We start from the raw sequence: 19841 nt of genomic DNA, 5'->3' as shown, positions 1-19841 counted from the left end.
GCACCGACCCTCCATCGGGTCGGTGCGGGCCACGGCTCTGCCGGCCGGGGGCGGGCCGCCGCTCAGTGCTGGTGGTGGGCGTGGACGACCGCGTGGCCGCGACCGCGGCCGATCATCCACTTGTTGACCGGCACGGTCAGGGCGAACGCGAGAACGAGCGAACCCGCCAGAGCCACCCAGAACAGCGCGTCACCGAGACCGGCGTCCATCGCCCCCGGGACGGTGACCATCACGGTGTTGTCGATGAGCTCCATGACCAGGATCGACACGGTGTCCGCCGCCAGCGCGACCTTCACCGCGGCACCGACGTCCAGACCGGCCTTGAGGACCCCGCGCATGGTCAGGGCGTAACCGAAGAGGAAGGCCAGCAGCACCGAGAGCACCACGGTCGCACCGTTGTGCAGGCCGAAAGCGGTGCCGAGGATCATGCCCAGGATCTCGCCGATGGCGCACCCGGTGAGGCAGTGCAGGGTCGCCTGCGCGGCCGTCCGCCAGCTCGCCCCGCCACCGTGACCGGCCACGTGACCGCCGTGACCGCCGCCGTGCCGTTCGATGTGCCCGCCGTGGTCGTGCCCGCCATGGACGTGGGCGTGACCCTGTCCGTGATCGTGGCCGTGGCCGACGTGCTGATGCTCGTGTTCTGCGGGATGTGCCATGTCGTCCTCCACTTGCTCCGGCGCCGTGCCCTCGGTTCCTCGCCACAGAACATATACCCCCTGGGGGTATCTGGCAACGGGGTCCCGGCGCCCGCTCCCGACCTCCGGTACGAGCACCGCCCCCTTCCCCGCCCCCGGCCACCGTGCTCCGATGGACGCATGACCGATGAACGACGCAACGGGTACGACGGAACGGGACCGGGTGCGATCACCCCGGACGGCAGCCCGGTCGAGCTCTACGGGCGACTGCCGGCGAACGGCGAGCCGGAGGTGATCGGGCGAGCGGTGCCGGCCGGCGCCCGCATCCTCGAACTGGGCTGCGGCGTGGGCCGGATGACGCACCCCCTGCTCGACCTCGGCTTCACCGTGACGGCCGTGGACGAGTCCGCCGAGATGCTGGCCCGGGTGCGGGGCGCCCGGACGGTGCGCAGTCCGATCGAGCGGCTGGACCTCGCCGAGCGGTTCGACGTCGTCCTGCTCGCCTCCTTCCTGGTGCACGCGGGCGACCCGGCCGTCCGGCAGGGCCTGCTGGACACCTGCCGGCGGCACGTCGCGGACGACGGCCTGGTGCTGCTCCAGCGCGAGGGCGAGGACTGGCAGACGGACGTGCCGCGCGAGCGTCCGCTGGGCCGGGACGGGCTGGTCCGCGTGGACTCGGTCACCCCGATCGGCGGCGGGGTGAACTCCGTGCACGTCGCGTACGAGTTCCCGGACGCGCGCTGGACCCAGACCTTCGTGTCCAGGCCGCTCGACACCGCCGAGTTCGAACAGGCCCTGGCCGACGCCAGCCTGGCCGTGGACGCCTACCTGACCGCGGACCGGACCTGGGTGCGGGCCCGGCCCACCGCGGGCTGAGCGGAGCGGACCTGCCGGGGCCGACCCGCTCCGGGCGAACGAGAGCGGGGACGAGCACGGGGCCGGGAGCGGGGCCGGGAGCGGGGCCGGAGGCGATGCTGTCACCTTCACCGCGTACCATCAGGCGCGCGCCGGGCCCCGCGCGGCCCGAGCGGCGGGCGGGACCGGCGGTTCGCATGCCATCGGCATGTGCCCCGTGCATGCCGACGGCATGCTCCCGCACCGACCAACAAGGACCGCTGATGCTCATCGAGCGACGGATACCCCGGGCGGGTGTCCGGTGATCAACTGGTTCCACGGAGCCGTCCTCGGCCTGATCCAGGGTCTCACCGAGTTCCTGCCGATCTCCTCCAGCGCCCACCTGCGGGTCTTCTCGGCCCTGCTGGGCTGGGACGACCCGGGCGCGGCGTTCACCGCCGTGACCCAGCTCGGCACCGAGTCCGCCGTGCTGATCTACTTCCGCCGCGACATCGCCTCGATCGTGAAGACCTGGACGCTCTCGCTGTTCCGGCCGGCCCTGCGCTCGCACCAGGATGCCCGGATGGGCTGGTTCGTGATCATCGGCACCCTGCCGATCGGCATCCTCGGCAAGCTGTTCCAGGACAGCATCGAGACCAATCTCCGCGATCTGCGGATCATCGGCACCACGCTGATCGTCTTCGGTCTGGTGCTGGCGGTGGCCGACCGCACCCGGGCCGTCCGGCACGCCAAGCCGATCACCGATCTGACCCTGCCGCACGCCGCCGTCTACGGCCTGGCCCAGTCGCTGGCGCTCATCCCCGGCGTCTCGCGCTCCGGCGGCACCATCAGCGCCGGTCTGCTGCTCGGTTACAGCCGCGAGGCGGCCGCCCGGTACTCGTTCCTGCTCGCGATCCCGGCCGTGCTGGCCTCCGGCCTGCTGGAGCTCTTCAAGATCGGCGAGGGGCCGGCCCCGGCCTGGGGGCCGACGATCCTGGCCACCCTGATCGCCTTCGTGGTCGGCTACGCGGCGATCGCCTGGTTCCTGAAGTACATCTCCCACAACAGCTTCATGCCGTTCGTGGTGTACCGGGTGGCGCTCGGCATTCTGATCATCGTCCTGGTCAGCATCGGCACCCTGGCGCCCGACGCCGGCGTGGTCAAGTAGCGGCCGGCCCGGCAGCACGGAGCCGGGCGGCACCGGGACCGGTGCGGGTCGACGCGGTGAAGTAGAACGCGGTTCCACCCGTACGAGAAGGCGGGCCGGGCACCTGATCAGGTGTCCGGCCCGCCTTCTCGTACGCGTACGCGTCCTCGTTCCGGCCGGTTCGCCGCGGCCTCGGTCCAGGACCTACCGGCTTCGCTCGCGGGCGGCGGTCAGCCGGCCACGCACGGCGGCGTGGACCTCGGCCTCCTCGGCCGGGTCGGCCGCGAGGCGGCGCAGGCGCTCCAGCACGCGGGCGTCACCGGTGGTGGCGACGTGCCTCGCGGCGAGCTCCCGGGTGGACTCCTCGCAGTCCCAGAGGCACTCGACGGCCGGGCCCTCGGGAAAGGCCACGTCGGTCGCGGCGAGCGCGCGGGCCGCACGGCCGCGCAGCTCCGAGGAGGCGGCCTCGCCGTAGACGTGGCGCAGCACGGGGACGGCCTCGGTGGCGGCCAGCCGCCCGGCACCGTCGACCAGCGATCCGAGCCCGGGGCCGCCGACCCCGCGGACCGAGATCCAGCGGCGCAGCCCGGCCACCACCAGCGCCGCGTCACCGCGCTCGCCGGCGTCGGCCAGCAGTTGGACGGCGGCTTCGCCGAGGGCGCTGTCGGCGCCGCCGGTCGCCGGGTCGGCCCAGCGGCGGGCGTGGGCCAGCGCCTCGGGGCCGCGCATCCGGCCGATCAGCTCCAGGGCGGCGCGCACCGTCCGGTCGTCGACATCGGCGGCGGCGGCCTCGATCAGGCCGGCGGCGGCCGGGTCCTGCTGGTCGACCAGGTAGCGCAGGGCGGCCCGACGGGCGCCGGGCAGTCCGTCGCGGGCGGCTTCCAGCACGGCGGGCCGGTCCTCGGGGCGCACCACGGCGGCCAGGCAGCGGGCCGCGGCGGCGGCCCGGCGGTCGACGGCGTCGGGGCCGGCGGGATCGCCCGGATCACGGGCGGGCTCCGGGCGGTCGGGCCGGCCCGTGAAGGCGGCGGCGCCGACGCCGCCGAGGTCGCCCTGGTCGGCCCAGGCGAGCACGTCGGCGGTGGACCAGCCCGGGGTGGCGCCGCCGCGGTTCAGCTGGCGCTGCCAGAGGTCGAACGGGGACTGCTCGCTCGCCGCGGCCACCCGCGGGTGGTAGGCGGCCCAGAGCCGCCAGGGCCGCGGCTCGTACGCGCCGCGGATGAACTCACGCAGCTCGGCGTCGCCCTCGGGGCCCGGCGGGAACCGGTCCAGCACCGCGGTACCGAGCAGCAGCAGGCCGCGGTCGTCGTCGCGCAGCGCGAGCTCGTCCAGCGCCCAGGCCCAGTTGGCACCGGTGGCGGCGTACTCGCGCAGCATCAGCAGCGCGTCGCGCCGGCCGTACGCGGCGAGGTGACCCAGCACGGACAGGGCGAGACCCGTGCGGTACTCGTCGTCGTCGAGGAGGTCCTCCGGGTCGTGGAGGTGGTCCTCGATGCCGTCGAGCGGCGCCTCCAGTTCCATGTAGAGGCGCGCGTAGTAGAGGGAGCGGTTCTCGACCTGCCAGTCGGCTCTCGGATCCCTGGTGACGCACTCCTCAAGCGCGGCGATGGCGTCGGTGCGGTCGGCGGCCAGCGCATGGAGCTGCCCGTCACCGCGGCCTCGCTGGAGGAGGCCAAGGAGGCTGGCACTGGGTGCTATCACTGGCTCGAACATGAGGTCAGCATCCGTTGCGGCGGTCGTAGTGGCAACGGGATTTCCGTCGCCGGGGTCACTGGTCGGTCCTGCGGTGGGCGCCCGGGCGCCGGAATCACCGAAGGTTACCGCCTCGGACACCTCCCCGCACACAGGGCGATGGACCCTCCCGCCGCACTGGCATATGCCGGAGGAATTTTGCCAGAGATCTGCCCAAATCCCCCACAGGGGTGACTCCGCTGTGCGACAGTCTTCTCACCGCTTCGACGGTTTCCCACCGCGCGAGCGCCCGACACACGCCCCTCGGTCACCTCCTCCACCGGCCTCGACGCGATCGGTTCGTCATGAGCATGTCTCCCCCCGCCGGCCGCCGGGCCGCCCGCCACGGCGATGCCCGACGGACGGACACCGGGGCGGACGACGGATCGGCGGGCGGCAGAGTGGACGGCACGGCGCAGGCGCCGTCCGGCCCCGTGGTCGGCTCCGCCGAGTGGGACCTGCTCACCGACGACGTCCGGTGGTCCACCGAGATGTTCCGGCTCCTCGGCTGCGACCCCGGGCACGGCCCGCTCAGCCTCGACCGACTGCCCGACCGGCTCGCCGAGGCGGACCGGCCGCAACTGCGTCGGATGATGACCGACGCGCTGGTGCACGGCCGGCACGCCTTCGGCACGCTCCAGGTCTGCCACCCCGACGGCGCTCGCGGCACGGTCGAGTGCGCGGGGGAGCCCGTCGTCGGGAACGACGGCACCGTGACGGCGCTTCGCATGCTGCTGCGCCCCGTCGCCCCCGCCTGAAACCCGCCCGGCCCGAAAGCCGTCCGAACCCGGATCTTCCGGGACCCGGCGGCCCGCCCGGCCCCGTTCGGCCCCGGACCTTCCGACCCCGAACCGTCCCGCCCGCGGAGCGACCCGCCCCCGGACGGGCCCGGCCGGCTCAGGTGAGCTTCGGCCGGTTCTTGGTGTCCGCCTGCCGCAGCTCCCACCCGAGCTGCGCGCGCAACTCGTCCACCGCCGGCAGACCCCGGTAGCTCGCGGTCAGCCGGTACATCTCGCGCAGCCGGTCCCAGGTGCGGTGCGAGGAGTTCTGGCCGATCAGGTTCATCACCATCTTGGCCTGGAACTCCGCCGCGTCGGGCTCCCCGGTGATCCAGTGCACCGAAGCGAGGGTGATCCGGTCGAACAGCGCCGAGCGCAGCTGGCCGGTCCCCTCCCGCAGGCCGATCACCCGCTCGGCGTGGCGGCGCGCCTGCGCGGCCGCCGCCGGGTCGTGCTCGGCGAGGGTGCGCAGCACCAGCGCCTGCATCCCGCGCAGCTCGGCCTCGTCGAAGACCTGCATCCAGGACGGCGGCGGCTCGGACACGTCCTCGGCGAACAGGTCCTCGGCCTCGCCGAGCAGCCGCCAGGTGTCCTGCGAGTGCCCGATCGAGGCGTGCGCCCAGGCCTCCACCGTGTTCAGCATCGCCCGGGTTCTGGGCAGCACCCGCCCGCCGCTCGCCTTGGCCGCCGACATCAGGTCGAGCGCTTCGTCGGCCCGGCCCAGGTGCACCATCTGCCGGGCGGCCCGGGAGATCGCCTCACCGGCCCGGGGGCGGTCGCCGGCCTCCTTGGCCGACTCGGCGGCGATCATGAAGTACTTCTGCGCGGTCGGCTCCAGGCCGACGTCGTGCGACATCCAGCCCGCCAGCACCGCGAGGTTGGCCGCGACCAGCCACAGCCGCTGCTCCACGACCCGGCCGTGGCGGTGCGTCAGCAGGCCGCCCACCTCGTTGAGTTGACCGACCACCGCCTTGCGCTGGAGGCCGCCGCCGCGCGCCGCGTCCCAGGCGCGGAACACCTGCACGGAGCGCTCCAGCGCCTCCACCTCGTCGAGCCCGACCGGGCCCGCGTCGTACACGTCCACCACCGGGCGGACGCCGCCCTGGGTGACGACCTGTCGGGGGCCGGGGGCCGTCGCCGCGTACGCGACGGCGTCCCCGCCCAGCCAGCCCTTGAGAGTGTCGGCGATGACCGCCCCGGTCGTGAGCGCGGCGCCCGCGCCCACCAATCCACGTCGGTTGAGCATGAGGTCCATTCCCGTGAACTCGGTGAGGACCGCGGCCGTTCGATCCGGCTCCCAAGGAGGTGCTGCGGGCTGCGCCGCTCCGGTCCTGGTGGGCCGGTGTCGTTCCAGACCGAGGTCTTCAGTGGTGACGACACGGCCGAGCCGCTCCGTGAACACGGACGCCAGCACCCTCGGCACCGGATCGCGCGGGATCTCCCCCTGCTCGATCCACCGCCGGACCCGCGAGGTGTCGGTGGACAGCTGCTGCTGTCCCATCGCGGCACCGCGCCGGTTGACCAGCCTCGCGAGCTCGCCCTTCGACCAACCGGTCAGGACGAACAGATCAGCGAGTCGGGTGTTCGGTCCCCTGCTCAAGTGAAGCCCCCAGGTTCCTCGGCTGGTTCGAGGCTAGAGGCTCCGTCATGTGCCAGGCGAGCATTCGCCAGGCTTCGCCAGGGTCCGCCACATTACCAACCAGTGCCATCCGGGTGTGATGTAGAGGTGCGCCACCTCGCCCCTCGGGTCGGGCGGCGCCCCGGACTGGTCGGGGGCACTCCACCGACCGTGTCACGGGGCGTCCCCGGTTCTCACCCGAGGGGGTGGCGCGGCCGGGTGGCGCGGGGGCGCCGGGCACGGCCACGGCAGTCCGGTCGTCCGCATTCCCCAGGGTGCGGACGGCCGGAGCACCGCCGTAGCGAGGGGCTCCGGCCCCCGCGTCCGTGCCCGGCGCCCGCGCTCCACCCACCGCACCGAGACAGGGCCGCCGTCACGCCAGGAAGCACGCGGCACCGGCCCTCCCCGCACCGCGGGGCGCACCCGCCGACGGACAGAAAGGGACCACCCTCACCCCATGTACTCCTCAGCGACCTCCCCCACGCCGACCGCGAGCCGCACCGCGCTGCGCCCCCCGGGCGCCGCCGCCGGACGCCCCGGTCCGAAGCAGGTTCCGCCGCCGAGCCGCCCCGCGGTGCCGCGCGGCGCCGACGCTCGGGCCACGGACGCGCGGGGCCAGGCCGCCCGGACGGCGCTGGGACTGCGCGGCCCCGAGGCCGGCGTGCCGGTGGGCGCCCGGATGCCGGCCGTCCGGCCGGGCGACGGCCGGATGCTGCGCCCGCCGATGCGGCCCGGCCAGCCCGGTGCCCCCGAGCGGATCGACCCGGCGGCGCTGCAGACCCCGGCGGTACGGGCCGCGCTGGCGGGTGTCGCCCGGATATGCCCCGCCTTCACCCCGCGCCAGGTGCTGCGCGAGGGGAGCCGCCACATCCTGGTGGCGGGCACCATCGGGCGGGCGCCGGTGGTCGCCAAGTGCCTGGCCCCCCAGGCTGTGCGGAGTGAGTACTTCGAGCAGCTGGTCGCCGACTTCCACCACGAGGTCGCGGTCTACCGGGCCTTCGTCCGGCACCGCCCGCCGGTGCGGCTGCCCCGGCTGGTCGCGGCCGACCACGACCGCTGCGTGCTCGTCATGGAGCGCGTTCCCGGCCGGCCCGCCGCCCGGGAGCGCCACCCGGTCAACGCGCCGACCCCGGGCGAGGTGCGGGCCCTGCTCACCGCCGTCCGCACGCTCAACCTGTGGCGGCCGCCGACCGACGTGTTCCAGCCACGGCTGGACTACCAGCTGGAGATCGCCCGGTACCACTCGGTGGGCCAGCTCACCGACCGGGACGCGGGCGATCTGCGCGGCCTGCTGCACGGTCTGGGCCAGACCCCTCTCCAGCTCTGCCACGGCGACGCCCTGCTCAGCAACATGCTGCTGGCGCCGTCCGGGCCGGTCCTGGTCGACTGGGAGCAGGCCGGCTGGTACCTGCCGGGCTACGACCTGGCCGTGCTCTGGAGCGTGCTCTCCGGGGACACCGCCGCCCGCCGGCAGATCAGCCAACTCGCCCAGAGCGGCGGCACCCTGGCCCGGGACGCGTTCCTGGTGAACCTGGTGCTGGTCCTGATGCGGGAGATCCGGCTGTACGACGTGCCCGGTGCGGGCGAGGAGCAGCGAATCATGATCCGCCGGCTGTACGACGACGCGGCCCTGGCCCGCCGGGCCGTCCGCGCCGCCGTCGGCACCCGCTGAGCGGAGCGTCGGGTCGGGCCCGGTCCCGGGGGCGGTCGGACACGACCGGCCGCCCCCGGGCCGATCGGCCCGGGGGCGCCCCCGGCCCGGCCGGTCAGAGGCGTCGCCCGCGCTCCAGGGCGGCCCGGCCGGCGGCGTCCAGGACGGCCTCGTCCGTGGCGAAGTGGACCCGGCTGCTGAGGACGTCGCGCAGGTAGCGCTCCAGCGGGTGCCGGCGGCTCAGACCGGGGTTGCCGGTGAGCGCGACCGCCTGCTGGACGGCCGCCGTCGCCGCACGGGTGGCGAGCAGGTGCGCGGGGCCGGTCCGGGCGACGGCGCCCGGCTCGGCCCGGTCCACCCGGGCGGCCAGTCCGTTGACCAGCTCCTCGGCGCCGATCAGCTGGGCCTCGATCTCGCCGAGCGCGCAGCGGTAGCGGGGCAGGCTGCCGAGCGGCTCGGTCAGGTTCGCGGGAGTGCGCTGGTTCAGGAAGCGGACCAGCCACTGCTCGGCCGAGCGGGCCACCCCGAGGGCGACCGCGGACAGCGCCAGATCGTGCCAGGCACGGGTGAGTTCGGCGGCGGGCACCGGCGCCCCGGCCTCCTGGGTACCGGCGGCGGAGGCCCCCGACGCCGCGGCCCCCTCCCGCGCGGACCCGCCGGACCGGCCGCTGTTCTTCGGAGCCGTGAGGCCGAGCGCGAGTTCGCTCGGCACCCGGACGGCGTCCAGCACCACGTCGTGACTGGCGCTGGCCCGCAGGCCGAGCTGGTCCCAGGTCGGGTCGACCTCGATGCCCTCGCTCTCCCCCCGGACCAGGAAGGTGCCGACGCGCGGCACCGGCTCGTCGGTCCGCGCGGTGACCGCCATCCAGGCCAGCGCCTCGGCACCGGCGCAGTACGTCTTTCGGCCACTCAGCAGCCAGCCGTCGCCGTCCCGTACGGCCACCGTGGCCGGCAGCGCGCCGCCCTGGCCGCCGGGCTCCGCGCGCAGGGTGTTGACCAGGGCCGGCCCCCGGCGGGACTCGGTGAGCAGCCGCCGGTAGCCGGCCGCCGGCCAGCCCGCGACCCGGGCCTGCTCGGCGTGCTGCAGCAGGGTGAAGGCGGTGACCACGGCCACCGAGGCGTCTCCCCGGCCGAGTTGGGCGAGCACCTGGACGGTGTCGGCCAACGTGCCGCCGGGGCCGCCGTACCGTTGGGCGACGGTGAGGGTGAGCAGACCGGCCTCGTGCACCGCCTCGATGCCCTGGTAGGGGAAGGTGGCGTCGCGGTCGTGTTCCTCGGCGCGGGCCGCCAACAGGTCGACGACCCGGGGCAGGCCGGCCAGGGCCGCGGCGACGGGCGACTGATCGGCAGCGATGGTGGTCATGGTGCTGGGGCCTCCGGGCGGCAGCGTGGGCTCGGCAAGTGCGGACGGCACGCCGGACGGGCGCGCGGTACCGGTTGGCGGCCCCGGAGGTCAGCGGAACGCCCGCCCCCGGATCGGCGCCGGCCACTGGGCCGGCCACCCGCCGCCTCGGGGACGAATCCCCCTCAGCGGCACCGACACGCCGCGCTGGCGGTGCGCCGCAGGTCCAGGTAGCTGCGACGGGTCAGCAGCGGGAGACGGCACGACATGTTCGCGACTGTACGAAGCGATGATCGAAACCGTCAAGCAGCGCCCGGGGCGCGGAACCGGCCCCGGCCGGGGCTCCGGTCAGCCCTGCTGGAACATGTCCGCCGGGAGCGGCTTGAGCAGCTGGTAGAGGTCGTCCGAAATCGGTCGGTCCCAGGAGGCGATGGTGACCTGGACACCGTCGCTGCGCCCGAACTGGGAGCAGAACACCCGGCCCTCGCTGACCTTGACCTTCTTCACGATCAGCAGGTCATCGCCGAGCATCACCGGGAAGTCCTCGGCCGAGACGAACTCGACCGGTTCTTCGTTCTCCAGCGCCGCGAGCAGTTGGCGGACCTCGAAGGGCACCTCGTCCCCGGTGTCGCGGGCCGGCGATCCCTCGGGGAGATTGCCGATGAACATCGCCGGGCCTCTGCCTCCGAACAGGTCATAGCGGAGGAAAATCCCCTGGCAGGAACCGTCCGGGCCGGTCATCATGGCCGCACCGAAGTCGCCGGGCCAGTCACCCGGGTCCATCGCGAGCACGTCGAAGTCCGGGCCGGCGGGCTGTCCGGAGCGACGGCGGAGAAAAGACATGGGAACATCGTACGTGCCCGGCACACCACTCTCGCGGGGTGGGTGGGGGCCTGGACGGAGATCCACGCTCAGAGACCAATGTTGACTCTGAGCAACCGTCCGGGCTACGTTCGGTTCAGCACGACAGCCGTTCTGGGTTTCACCCTCCGGGGGGACGGCATGTCGCAACGCGGCCCTACACGCGTTTCCCTCACTGTGCACATCGTCGTGCCGAACCGCCGAGCACCCAGCTTCGTCGTCGCACACAGCACAGCACACAAGCCAACATTTCCATGTCACACAAGCAAGGTCCGCGGGGCCCCGGCCCGTCGCTCCCGCGGATCTGCTCGGGACGCCGCCGCGTGGGGGCGTGCGGGTCCCGAGCACCCGGCACCGACGTCGAGTCGCTCTCGGCTCCGGTGTCAGCCTCCCGGCGACTGCCGGCCCCTTGTGGGCCGGGACCGGCCAACGCACCCCGGTGCGCAGGGGATGACTGGGAGGCAGGTCCGGCATCGCTGCCGGGCTGCACAGCAGGCGCCGTGTCTGGCCGCGTGGGGGCGGTGGGCACGGCGTCTGCCTGTGCTCATACTCTGAGCTGCACTTGTCTAACAGTCAACAGAATTTATGACCGGGTACGCTCAAAGGAGCGCATAAAGAGGTAAACGGGCCCCTCACAGGGCCCGTTTCGGCACTCCTTCCCCATCCGTTCCGGCGGGGCCCCCGTTCCGGCGGGACTCCGGCCGATCCGACGGGGGCCTCAGGTGAGGTCGAACTCGCCGTCCCGGGCGCCGAGGACGAAGGCACGCCACTCGCCCGGCGTGAACACCAGGACCGGCCCGTCCTCCTGGCGGCCGTCCCGCATGCCGATGTAGCCGTCCACGAAAGCGATCTGGACGTCCCCGATCCCCTGGCTGCTGCACAGCCAGGTGGCCCCGGTGAAGTCCACCTTCGGCTTCCCGCTCGGCGCGAGCTCCGGTGCCACCGCGGTCACCCCCGCGCCCGCGTCCACGGCCGATTCCACGTCAGTCCCGATATTGGCAGCCACTGCTGGTCTCCTCCCGACGGCTTTGCGAGGCCAGCCTAGTCACCGCCGCCGGCCGGGTCAGCGGGTTGCCGAGGACTCCCCCGACCGGGGCCGACCCCGGACCGGCCGGCCTCCCGGGGCGCCGGCCGGTGCCGGGGCCGCCTCCGGAACCCGGGCCGGACGCCGGGCGGAGAGCGTGTCCCGCCCCGCCGGGCACCGGCCGAGCTGCCAGAGTGTGGAGGGCCCGCACCCCGACGCCCCCAGGAGCAGCCGATGAGCCGCCGGGACGGCACCAGCGCCGATGTCATCCCCATCTCCGAGGCCCCCTCGGCCCACCCCCCGGCGCCCCGCACCCCGCCCGCGCGCACCCCGCTGCCCCGGCCGGCCTCCGGGCGGCCGCCCACGCACGGCCGGGTCGGGATCGTCCTGGTCTCGCACAGCCAGGAGTTGGCCGCCGCGGTCCGGGCGCTGGCGCTCGCGCTGGCCGGCTCCGACTCCCCCGCCCCGGTCGCCGCGACCGGCGGCGACCCGCTCTCCGGTCCGGGCATCAGCGCCGTGCTGGTGGCCGCCGCCACCCGGCGGGTCGACCAGGGGCACGGCGTGGTGGTGCTCGCCGACCTCGGCAGCGCGGTGTCCACCGTCCGGGCCCTGCTCGGCGACGCGGACGAGCACGGGCTGCCGTTCCCGGTCCGGTTCGCCGACGCCCCCTTCGTGGAGGGCGCGGTGGCCGCGGTCGCCACCGCCACGGCCGGCGGCGACCTCGCGGCGGTGCTGGACGCGGCCGAGGAGGCGTACCGCCAGCACAAGGACTGAGCCGGGAGGGCCCGGGCGGTCGGGACCTTCTCGCCGTTCCGCCCCACCGCGGGTGACCGCCCGGCTACCATCGGCACAGGGCCGGGCCGAGCGGGCCGGGCGCCGCGGAGGGGGAGCCCCAGCCATGCGCGTGGTCGTCACCGGCGGAGCCGGATTCATCGGAGCCAACCTGGTCCGGGCCCTGCTGGCCCGCCCCGAGGTGACCCGGGTCCGGGTGGTGGACGACCTGTCCACCGGCAGCAAGGCGAACCTGGCCGGCGTCGACGCCGCGCTGTTCGAGGGCAGCGTCCTCGACCGCGACCTGCTGGACGAGGCGTTCGCCGGGGCCGACGCCGTGGTGCACCTGGCCGCGCTGCCGTCCGTCCCGCGTTCGGTCGCGGACCCGCTGGCCAGCCACCACGCCAACGCGACCGGCACCCTGGAGGTCCTGGAGGCCGCCCGCCGGGCCGGCGGGCCGTACGTGGCCGCCGCCTCCTCGTCCTCGGTCTACGGGGCCAACCGCGAGCTGCCCAAGCGCGAGACCATGCGCACCGCGCCGATGAGCCCGTACGCGGTCAGCAAGCTGGCCACCGAGTCCTACCTGGCCGCCTACCACCACTGCTACGGGCTGGGCGTGCTGCCGCTGCGGTTCTTCAACGTCTTCGGGCCGCTCCAGCCCGCCGGGCACGCCTACGCGGCCGTGGTGCCGGCCTTCCTGGACGCCGCCCTGGCCGGGCGGCCGGTGACGGTGCACGGGGACGGCGGCCAGAGCCGGGACTTCACCTACGTCGGCACCGTCACCCAGGTGATCACCGAGGCGGTGCTGCGCCGGGTGGTGCACGCCGATCCGGTCAATCTCGCCTTCGGCACCCGGACTTCGCTGCTGGAGCTGGTCACCACCATGGAGTCGGTGCTGGGGCACCCCGTCGCGGTGGACCACACCGAGCCCCGGCCCGGCGACGTCCGGGACTCCCAGGCCGACAACGCGCGGCTGCGCGGGCTGTTCCCGGACATCCGGCCGGTGCCGCTGCGCGAGGGGCTGGAACGCACCGCGGCGTGGTTCCGCACGCTCTGAGGCCGGCCGCAGCGGCCCCGGACGGCCGGGGCAAGGAGGTTGCCGACCCGGCCCGGCCGGGGCTGCGGAGCGTGCGCGGCACGCTCCGGGCGGAGGCCGCGGCGCAACGCCACCGGCCGCTCCGGCACCGGGATTTCGGCCGGCCGCCCGGTCACGGACGTTCCTTGCCCTCCCAGGTGAAGAACGCCCCGCCCGGGCACTCCCGGGCCTGGCGCAGCGCCCGGTGCTCCTCCTCGATCATCGGCGGCAGCGCGTCCTGGGCGAACCAGCCGACCGCGAGCGACTCGTCGTCGTTGACCCGGGCCTCGCCGCCCACCGGGCGGCACCGGAAGACCAGCACCAGGTACTGGGTCAGGTCACCGTTGGGGTAGGTGACTTCGGGCGAGACGTCGGCCGCGGCGAGCACCTCGGGGACGACCACCACACCGGTCTCCTCCAGGCACTCGCGCGCCGCGCCGTCGGCGGGCTGCTCACCGGGGTCGAGGATGCCGCCGGGCAGGGCCCACCGGCCGTCGTCGGCCCGCCGGACCAGCAGGACCCGGTCGTCGTCGTCGATGACGACCGCGACCGCGGCGCTGAGCCAGAGCTTGCGGGTACCGACCACGGCGCGGAGTTCGGCGAGGAACGCGGGGATAGCCATGGTCCGCACCCTATCCGGCGCGGCGCGGGCGCCGGGGCTCCCGCCGCCGGCCGCCTACCGGGGCGGCGTCCTGACCAGTGGCCTGGCCGGCGAACCGACCACCACCGCACCGGCCGGGACGTCCCTGGTCACCACGGCGGCCGCGCCCACGAAGGCGTCGGCGCCGATCCTGCGGCCCTGCAGCACCACGGCGTTGCTGCCGACGGTGGCGCCGTCGGCGAGCAGCACCGCGCCGGAGACGTTGCCGCCCGGATAGACCGTCACCCGCTCGCCGAACACGCTGTCATGGCCGACGGTCGCGTTGTAGTGGACCTGGCTGTGCGCGCCCAGGCGCACGCTGCTGGACACGTACGCGCCGCCCATCACCAGGCAGCCGGGGCCGAGTTCGGTGTCGGGCGCGATCAGGGCGCGGGGGTGGACCAGGGTGGCGGGCACCGCGCCCCGGGCGTCCAGCAGCGCCGCGAGCCGCTGCCGGACGGCCGGGTCGGCGATCCCGACCAGGTAGCGCGCGCCGGCCGGGATGTCGTCGGGCCGGCGGACGGGCAGGCCGCGGACGGTCCCGCCGTGCCCGCGGTCGTCCAGGAAGCCGGCGACCGGGACGCCGGCCGCGAGGGCGGTGTCCAGCGCCTCGCGGCCGACGCCCCCCGCGCCGGCGATCCAGAGTTCTCGGTGTTCGGTGGCCATGGCGGCCATCCTGCCCGCTGCCGGGTTCAGGACGCCTCCTCGACGGCGGTGCGGACGGGCGGCGCCAGACGGGGCGCGGTGGCCTGCCGGGGCAGGCTGATCGTGGTGAGCGGCCGGACGACGGGGTCGGCGGGCCCGCGGACGACGGGCCCCGGGTCGGTGGTCACGGGATCGTGAGCGGTGGAGGCGGACTCGGTGGGCGCCGGAAAGCCGGGGTTGACCCCGCCGGCGGCGGTGATGCCACTGGGGCGCAGCAGCACCCCGACGGTGAGCGCGAGGATGCGCAGGTCCACCGGGAGCGAGCGGTGCTCGACGTACCACAGGTCGAGTTCGATCCGCTCGGGCCAGGTGATCGAGTTGCGGCCGCGGACCTGGGCCCAGCCGGTGAGCCCCGGGCGGACGTCGAGCCGGCCGCGCTGGCGGCGGGAGTAGTGGACGACCTGTTCGGGCAGGGTGGGCCGGGGCCCGATCACGCCCATCTCGCCGCGGGCGACGTTCCACAGCTGCGGCAGTTCGTCCAGGCTGGTCTTGCGGAGCAGGTCACCGAGCCAGGTGATCCGGGGCGCGTCCGGCTCCTCGGGAAAGCGTTTGTCCCGCATGGTGCGGAACTTGAGGATCTCGAACTCCTTTCCGTGCCATCCGGTCCTGGTCTGGCGGAAGAGCACCGGTCCGCCCATCGTGCAGCGGATCAGCAGGGCGATCAGCAGCCCCAGCGGAATCGCGACGATCCCGGCCAGGACGGTGACCGCGAGGTCCCCCCCTCGCTTCATGACGGTCCTTCCCCCTGATGCGGTGTGGTGGGAGTTCGTGGACTCAGTCGGCCGTCCAGGGCAGTGCCTTGGCGCGGGCGACGGCCGCGTAGGTCTGCAGCGAGACCCCGGCGACGGCGCGCTGGTCGAAGTGGGCCGCGGCCCGGAGCCGGGCCGCGGCACCGAGCCGTTCGCGCAGGCCGGGCTCGGTGAGAAGCCGGTCCAGCGCGGTGGTGAGGGCCCGGGCGTCGCCGGGCGGGGCGAGCAGCAGGTGCTCGTCGTGGGTGCCGATCTCCCGGCAGCCGCGGATGTCGCTGAGCACCATCGGCAGGCCGCCGGCGGCGGCCTCCATGGCGGAGCGGGAGAACCCCTCCCGGTAGGAGGGGAGGACGAAGACGTCGAGGGCCGCGTAGACCGCGGGCATGTCGCCGCGCGGGCCGGGGAACTCGACGCCGGACTCGGGGCCGTGGGCATCGGGCTTGTCGGGGTCGTCCGGACCGATCCAGACGAACCTGGCCTTGCCGGCCAGCGCACGGGCCGCCTCGGCGTACTCGCCGATGCCCTTCTCGGCGACCCTCCGGCCGACGCCGCCGACCAGCAGTTCGTCGGGGCCGACACCGAGTTCGGCACGGAGCCGGGCCCTGGCGCGGGCCCGGTCACCGGGCGCGGTCGCGAACCGGGTGAGGTCCACGCCGTTGCCCACGACGCGCGAGCGGCGGCCCGGGACGGCCCGGGCCAGGGTGCGGCGGTCCTCGCCGTTCTGGTACAGCTCGGCGTGCGAGAACCGGGCCGCGAAGGCCTCCGCGCCGAGCACGAACGCCCGCTTGGCGAGCGGGTCGTGCGCCTGCGCCCAGAGACCGTGGCAGGTGTTGACGACGACCGGGACGCGGGCCAGCCGGCCGAGCACGCGACCGAGGACGCCGGTCTTGGGGTTGTGGGTGTGCAGCACGTCGGGGCGCAGCCGGTTCAGCACGGCGAGCAGCTCGCGGGCGGCCGCGGCGTCGGCGCGTGGGTGCCAGGCCCGGGTCAGGGCGTGCAGCGGCTCGTGCCGGACCCCGATCGCCTCCAGGTCGGGGACGTAGGGGCCGGGCGCGCTGATGCCGTAGGTCTCGAAGCCGGCCTCCAGGTCCACCTTGAGTTCGGTGGCGAGCAGCAGCTGCAGACTCATGTCGACGGTGGTGAGGTGGGCGACGCGCAGCCGCCGGCCGCCGGGGCCCCGCAGGCGCGGGACGGGCGCGGGCGCACCGGGCGCGGAGTTCTCGGGCTCAGGCACGGGCGCCCACCGCCTTGGCGGTGGCGACGATCCGGGCGTAGACCCGCTCGGGGATCAGCCGTCCGTGGAGCTTGGCGCGGAAGAAGTCGATCGGGTCGGTACGGCGGACGGGCACCCGGCGCAGCCGGACCGGGTCGACGCCGGGCAGGTTGCGCCCGACCTCGCCGGTGGCGGCGGTCCGGAACCTGGCGCGCAGCGCCGTCTCCATCGCGGGCACCGGAACGCCCCAGGTGTAGGCGTAGTGCCGGGGGCGGTGGCCGAGGTGCAGTTCGACGTCGTCGTTGCAGGCGTCCAGCTCGGCGGTGGTGAGCAGCTCCGGGCGGGCGTGGCTGCGGGTGTGGTTGGCGACGGTGCACAGGCCGGAGGCGGTCATCTCGCGCAGCTGCTCCCAGCTGAGCGCGGGGGCGCCCGCGGCCTTGGCGGTCGAACCCTCCCAGCGCATCTCGCCGCCGACGTGACCGCTGGCGAGGTAGACGGTGAACGGAAGGGCCCGCTCCCGCAGCAGCGGCCAGGCGTTGTCGTACACGTCGGCGAAGCCGTCGTCGAAGGTCAGCACGGTGCCCGGGGTGCGGCGGCCGGCCGCGATCCGGTCCGCGGCCTCGTCGAGGGAGACCACCCGGCCCGGCGGCAGCGCGGCGAGCAGGTCGACCTGGGCGGTGAAGTCTGCTGTGGTGACATCGAGTTCGTCCGGACTGCCGCCGCCGACCCGGTGGTAGATCAGGACGGTGGCACCCGCTCCGGGCCGGGACCCGACCCGGCGGGCCAGCCCGCGCTTGACCCTGGTCCGGATGCCTTCGGCCGGTCCGGCCGCCTCGCTCGCCCCGGGCACGGCGGTGCCGCTCATCGCTCCCCCCTCTGCGGCGCCCTCCCCGGCGCCGTCAAGTGGCCTCGCATCCGGCGCAGTTGGGTGCCGGACGGAAATCACAGTAGGGGGAACTGTGGGGCTGATGGCCCGAAATTGTGAAAGAAGCGAGAAGGAGTTGGCAGATGGGCCGAAACCGGCCGATCTGACCGGTTGGACTCGATCGGCCGTTCAGCCGACGGCCGACGGCGGACCGGGCCGGTCACCGCCCGCCACCTCCCCGGCCGGGCGGACCTCGGCGGGTCGCGCCGACGGGCCTCAGAGCGTGGCGCCGCGCCGGTACCGGAGCAGGGCGAACGCGATCCGGCCGAGCAGCAGCACTCCGGCCGCGAGGCAGCCGGCCACCGCCATCGCCCACGCGGGACCGTCACTGTCCGGAACCGCCACGGCGACCACGATGCCGAGCGCCAGACAGGCCAGACCGACCACGGCGAGCGGAATCTGGTGGGTGACCAGCGCGCCGCCACTCCACACGCGGGCCATCCGGGTCGCACCGTGGGGGCGCAAATGATCACGTTCCGCATCTGCCATGAGGCCAAGGTACCCCGGAGCAGCGCCGGAGGCAGCCCGCAGGAGGCGATTCTCCGACTACTCTCCGCAACCGCGGCTCGGCGCGGGGCCGGTCCCGACGGCGCTCCGGCGCACGCGCGGGGGCGCCTGTTCCGGGCCCGGCAAAAATCCTCGGCTGTCCGGTACAACCATCTACGCGGCGTATCCGTCTCCACTACATTGAGCGATCCAGGAGCCGTCCGCGGTGCGGGTTGGGAGTCCCCACCGAGGACCGGAAAACACCAGGGGGCGGAGCCGCCGTGCCCTGGAGTCGGAGGCCGGGCTCCATCCTCCGGCGGTACCGCCACGCCGCACCGGCGACCGAGGGGGAACCGTGCCGCAGTCCAAGTCCACGACGTCGTCGACCTCCATGGCCCGGATCGGGTCCGTCATCACCACCCTGCCGAGCGCGCCCGTGCGTTCGTTGCCGCAGGCGGCCGCCGGGCAGCCGGCCGCTCGGCAACGGGCGAACGGCCGCTCGGGGGCCGCGCAGCCGATGACCGCGCAGTCCATGGCAGCGCCACCCGCGTCCGGCCGGACGGCGGCCGCCCGTGCGGTGACCGCCGTCCCCCAGCCGCTGCCCCGCGGCCGGCGGGCCACCCGGCGACACGCCGCGCGGCCCGAGCCGGACCGGCCCGAGGAGCGGGGCGACTGGTTGCGCTTCGCGCCCGTCCAACCACTGTTCCGGGCCCGGGCCGCGCAGCGGCTCGCCGTGCTCGCCTACCACGGCGTGACCGACCCGCGGTCCTTCGGCGCCCAGCTCGACCGGCTCCGACGACTCGCCACGCCCGTCTCGCTGGCGGCCGTCCAGCAGGCCGTCGCCGAGCGACGGCCGCTGCCCGCCCGCAGCGTGCTGGTCACCTTCGACGACGCCGACCGCAGCGTCCTCACCCACGCCCTGCCGGCCCTCAACGACCGGGGCATCCCGGCGACCGCGTTCGTCATCTCCGAGCTGATCGGCACGGAGCGGCCGTTCTGGTGGCACGAGGCCGACTTCCTGGCCCGGCACGGCGGGCGCGCCCGTTCGCTGGACTGCGGGCACCCCTCGGAGCTGCTGCGCCGGCTCAAGGCCATGCCCGACCCGGACCGGCGGCGCAGCCTCCAGGAGCTACGGGTCAGCGCGGACCGGCGGCCGCCCCGGCAGGACCAGCTCACCCCGGCCGACCTGATCGCCCTGCGCGACGGCGGCGTCGCCATCGGCAACCACACCCAGGGGCACCCCTGCCTCGGACGCTGCGACGACGTCACGGTCCGGACCGAGATCACCGGCGCGCACGACGCGCTCACCCGCTGGCTGGGTGAACCGCCGATCGCGTTCGCCTATCCGGACGGGGGTCACGACCCGCGCGCCGAAACCGTCCTGCAGGAGCTGGGGTACCGGCTGGGGTTCCTCTCCGACCACCGCCTCGGCCCCCGCCTCCCCGACCACCCGCTCCAGATCAGCCGGCTCCAGGTCGACTCCACCACCAGCACCCGCCGCTTCGACACCATCCTGTCCGGGCTCGAACCGGCCTACCGGCGCTGGCGCGGCCAGGCCGTGGCGTAGCGACCGGGAGCCGGGCCCCGGGGCGGGGGGGATGGGGGCGCGCGACCGACACCCCCACCGGGGCCGGGCGGGGCGCGCCCGCCCCCGC

General features: G+C 74.9%; 19 protein-coding genes. 7 read left to right on the top strand and 12 right to left on the bottom strand.

Annotated features, from left to right (window positions below):
• Nucleotides 1–62: 62 nt before the first annotated feature.
• Nucleotides 63–656 carry a DUF4396 domain-containing protein gene (locus ACFXHB_RS28965; protein ID WP_380577615.1) on the bottom strand — a complete coding sequence of 198 codons (594 nt, stop codon included), beginning with the start codon at nucleotides 654–656 and terminating at the stop codon, nucleotides 63–65.
• A gap of 159 nt (nucleotides 657–815) precedes the next feature.
• On the opposite strand from ACFXHB_RS28965, the gene ACFXHB_RS28960 reads away from it, so the two are divergent.
• Nucleotides 816–1511, top strand: coding sequence for a class I SAM-dependent methyltransferase (locus ACFXHB_RS28960; protein WP_380577614.1), 696 nt, complete (start codon nucleotides 816–818; stop codon nucleotides 1509–1511).
• 283 nt (nucleotides 1512–1794) lie between these two features.
• The gene (locus ACFXHB_RS28955) at nucleotides 1795–2637 is read left to right on the top strand and encodes an undecaprenyl-diphosphate phosphatase (protein WP_380577620.1); all 843 of its coding nucleotides are present in this window, start codon (nucleotides 1795–1797) and stop codon (nucleotides 2635–2637) included.
• Nucleotides 2638–2820: 183 nt separating this feature from the next.
• Here the strand turns inward: ACFXHB_RS28955 and ACFXHB_RS28950 are convergent, their stop codons facing one another.
• Entirely contained in the window at nucleotides 2821–4329 is a 1509-nt protein-coding gene (locus ACFXHB_RS28950; RefSeq protein WP_380577613.1) for a HEAT repeat domain-containing protein, read from the bottom strand.
• 323 nt (nucleotides 4330–4652) lie between these two features.
• On the opposite strand from ACFXHB_RS28950, the gene ACFXHB_RS28945 reads away from it, so the two are divergent.
• The gene (locus tag ACFXHB_RS28945; protein ID WP_380577612.1) at nucleotides 4653–5105 is read left to right on the top strand and encodes a hypothetical protein; all 453 of its coding nucleotides are present in this window, start codon (nucleotides 4653–4655) and stop codon (nucleotides 5103–5105) included.
• 139 nt (nucleotides 5106–5244) lie between these two features.
• On the opposite strand, the gene ACFXHB_RS28940 is transcribed toward ACFXHB_RS28945, so the two are convergent.
• Nucleotides 5245–6726, bottom strand: coding sequence for a hypothetical protein (locus ACFXHB_RS28940; protein WP_380577611.1), 1482 nt, complete (start codon nucleotides 6724–6726; stop codon nucleotides 5245–5247).
• 697 nt (nucleotides 6727–7423) lie between these two features.
• Here ACFXHB_RS28940 and ACFXHB_RS28935 point away from each other — a divergent pair.
• Complete coding sequence (locus ACFXHB_RS28935) at nucleotides 7424–8416, top strand: aminoglycoside phosphotransferase family protein (RefSeq protein WP_380577619.1); 993 nt, start codon at nucleotides 7424–7426, stop codon at nucleotides 8414–8416.
• A gap of 94 nt (nucleotides 8417–8510) precedes the next feature.
• Here the strand turns inward: ACFXHB_RS28935 and ACFXHB_RS28930 are convergent, their stop codons facing one another.
• From ACFXHB_RS28930 to ACFXHB_RS28920, 3 genes are all read right to left on the bottom strand, one after another.
• Entirely contained in the window at nucleotides 8511–9758 is a 1248-nt protein-coding gene (locus ACFXHB_RS28930) for an acyl-CoA dehydrogenase family protein (RefSeq protein WP_380577610.1), read from the bottom strand.
• Nucleotides 9759–10085: 327 nt separating this feature from the next.
• A complete protein-coding gene (locus ACFXHB_RS28925) occupies nucleotides 10086–10580 on the bottom strand; it encodes a hypothetical protein (RefSeq protein ID WP_380577609.1) in 495 nt (164 codons plus the stop codon).
• A 736-nt stretch (nucleotides 10581–11316) separates the two neighbouring features.
• Nucleotides 11317–11550: a DUF397 domain-containing protein gene (locus ACFXHB_RS28920; RefSeq protein ID WP_380577618.1), complete on the bottom strand. Its 234-nt coding sequence runs from the start codon at nucleotides 11548–11550 to the stop codon at nucleotides 11317–11319.
• A 306-nt stretch (nucleotides 11551–11856) separates the two neighbouring features.
• Between ACFXHB_RS28920 and ACFXHB_RS28915 the strand changes: the two genes are divergently transcribed.
• Nucleotides 11857–12396, top strand: coding sequence for a PTS-dependent dihydroxyacetone kinase phosphotransferase subunit DhaM (locus tag ACFXHB_RS28915; RefSeq protein ID WP_380577608.1), 540 nt, complete (start codon nucleotides 11857–11859; stop codon nucleotides 12394–12396).
• 124 nt (nucleotides 12397–12520) lie between these two features.
• Nucleotides 12521–13450 (top strand): NAD-dependent epimerase/dehydratase family protein, encoded by a 930-nt coding sequence (locus ACFXHB_RS28910; RefSeq protein WP_380577607.1) that lies wholly within the window; start codon nucleotides 12521–12523, stop codon nucleotides 13448–13450.
• A 151-nt stretch (nucleotides 13451–13601) separates the two neighbouring features.
• Here ACFXHB_RS28910 and ACFXHB_RS28905 read toward each other — a convergent pair whose 3' ends face one another.
• From ACFXHB_RS28905 to ACFXHB_RS28880, 6 genes are all read right to left on the bottom strand, one after another.
• Nucleotides 13602–14090, bottom strand: a complete 489-nt coding sequence (locus ACFXHB_RS28905; RefSeq protein WP_380577606.1) for an NUDIX domain-containing protein — start codon at nucleotides 14088–14090, stop codon at nucleotides 13602–13604.
• Nucleotides 14091–14144: 54 nt separating this feature from the next.
• Nucleotides 14145–14774, bottom strand: a complete 630-nt coding sequence (locus ACFXHB_RS28900; protein ID WP_380577605.1) for an acetyltransferase — start codon at nucleotides 14772–14774, stop codon at nucleotides 14145–14147.
• A 26-nt stretch (nucleotides 14775–14800) separates the two neighbouring features.
• Nucleotides 14801–15544 carry a sugar transferase gene (locus ACFXHB_RS28895; protein ID WP_380577604.1) on the bottom strand — a complete coding sequence of 248 codons (744 nt, stop codon included), beginning with the start codon at nucleotides 15542–15544 and terminating at the stop codon, nucleotides 14801–14803.
• A gap of 43 nt (nucleotides 15545–15587) precedes the next feature.
• Nucleotides 15588–16796, bottom strand: a complete 1209-nt coding sequence (locus ACFXHB_RS28890) for a glycosyltransferase (protein WP_380577603.1) — start codon at nucleotides 16794–16796, stop codon at nucleotides 15588–15590.
• Nucleotides 16789–17640 (bottom strand): polysaccharide deacetylase family protein, encoded by an 852-nt coding sequence (locus ACFXHB_RS28885; RefSeq protein ID WP_380577602.1) that lies wholly within the window; start codon nucleotides 17638–17640, stop codon nucleotides 16789–16791. Before ACFXHB_RS28885 ends, ACFXHB_RS28890 begins: the two co-directional genes overlap by 8 nt.
• Before the next feature lie 276 nt (nucleotides 17641–17916).
• The gene (locus tag ACFXHB_RS28880; protein WP_380577601.1) at nucleotides 17917–18141 is read right to left on the bottom strand and encodes a hypothetical protein; all 225 of its coding nucleotides are present in this window, start codon (nucleotides 18139–18141) and stop codon (nucleotides 17917–17919) included.
• Between the two features lie 400 nt (nucleotides 18142–18541).
• Between ACFXHB_RS28880 and ACFXHB_RS28875 the strand changes: the two genes are divergently transcribed.
• A complete protein-coding gene (locus ACFXHB_RS28875) occupies nucleotides 18542–19753 on the top strand; it encodes a polysaccharide deacetylase family protein (protein WP_380577600.1) in 1212 nt (403 codons plus the stop codon).
• The last annotated feature ends 88 nt before the right edge of the window (nucleotides 19754–19841 follow it).

It is taken from the genome of Kitasatospora sp. NPDC059327 (assembly GCF_042752535.1).
Taxonomy (GTDB): domain Bacteria; phylum Actinomycetota; class Actinomycetes; order Streptomycetales; family Streptomycetaceae; genus Kitasatospora.
Note: the sequence above shows the minus strand (reverse complement) of the source record. Positions and strands in the feature narration are given on the sequence as shown.

What these genes read in the sequence shown, in the direction of transcription:
- ACFXHB_RS28900 (WP_380577605.1), bottom strand. Translation starts at nt 14,774, where the DNA reads ATGGCCACCGAACACCGAGAACTCTGGATCGCCGGCGCGGGGGGCGTC.
- ACFXHB_RS28950 (WP_380577613.1), bottom strand. Translation starts at nt 4,329, where the DNA reads ATGTTCGAGCCAGTGATAGCACCCAGTGCCAGCCTCCTTGGCCTCCTC.
- ACFXHB_RS28945 (WP_380577612.1), top strand. Translation starts at nt 4,653, where the DNA reads ATGAGCATGTCTCCCCCCGCCGGCCGCCGGGCCGCCCGCCACGGCGAT.
- ACFXHB_RS28910 (WP_380577607.1), top strand. Translation starts at nt 12,521, where the DNA reads ATGCGCGTGGTCGTCACCGGCGGAGCCGGATTCATCGGAGCCAACCTG.
- ACFXHB_RS28925 (WP_380577609.1), bottom strand. Translation starts at nt 10,580, where the DNA reads ATGTCTTTTCTCCGCCGTCGCTCCGGACAGCCCGCCGGCCCGGACTTC.
- ACFXHB_RS28965 (WP_380577615.1), bottom strand. Translation starts at nt 656, where the DNA reads ATGGCACATCCCGCAGAACACGAGCATCAGCACGTCGGCCACGGCCAC.
- ACFXHB_RS28960 (WP_380577614.1), top strand. Translation starts at nt 816, where the DNA reads ATGACCGATGAACGACGCAACGGGTACGACGGAACGGGACCGGGTGCG.
- ACFXHB_RS28915 (WP_380577608.1), top strand. Translation starts at nt 11,857, where the DNA reads ATGAGCCGCCGGGACGGCACCAGCGCCGATGTCATCCCCATCTCCGAG.
- ACFXHB_RS28905 (WP_380577606.1), bottom strand. Translation starts at nt 14,090, where the DNA reads ATGGCTATCCCCGCGTTCCTCGCCGAACTCCGCGCCGTGGTCGGTACC.
- ACFXHB_RS28885 (WP_380577602.1), bottom strand. Translation starts at nt 17,640, where the DNA reads ATGAGCGGCACCGCCGTGCCCGGGGCGAGCGAGGCGGCCGGACCGGCC.
- ACFXHB_RS28935 (WP_380577619.1), top strand. Translation starts at nt 7,424, where the DNA reads ATGCCGGCCGTCCGGCCGGGCGACGGCCGGATGCTGCGCCCGCCGATG.
- ACFXHB_RS28930 (WP_380577610.1), bottom strand. Translation starts at nt 9,758, where the DNA reads ATGACCACCATCGCTGCCGATCAGTCGCCCGTCGCCGCGGCCCTGGCC.
- ACFXHB_RS28880 (WP_380577601.1), bottom strand. Translation starts at nt 18,141, where the DNA reads ATGGCCCGCGTGTGGAGTGGCGGCGCGCTGGTCACCCACCAGATTCCG.
- ACFXHB_RS28895 (WP_380577604.1), bottom strand. Translation starts at nt 15,544, where the DNA reads ATGAAGCGAGGGGGGGACCTCGCGGTCACCGTCCTGGCCGGGATCGTC.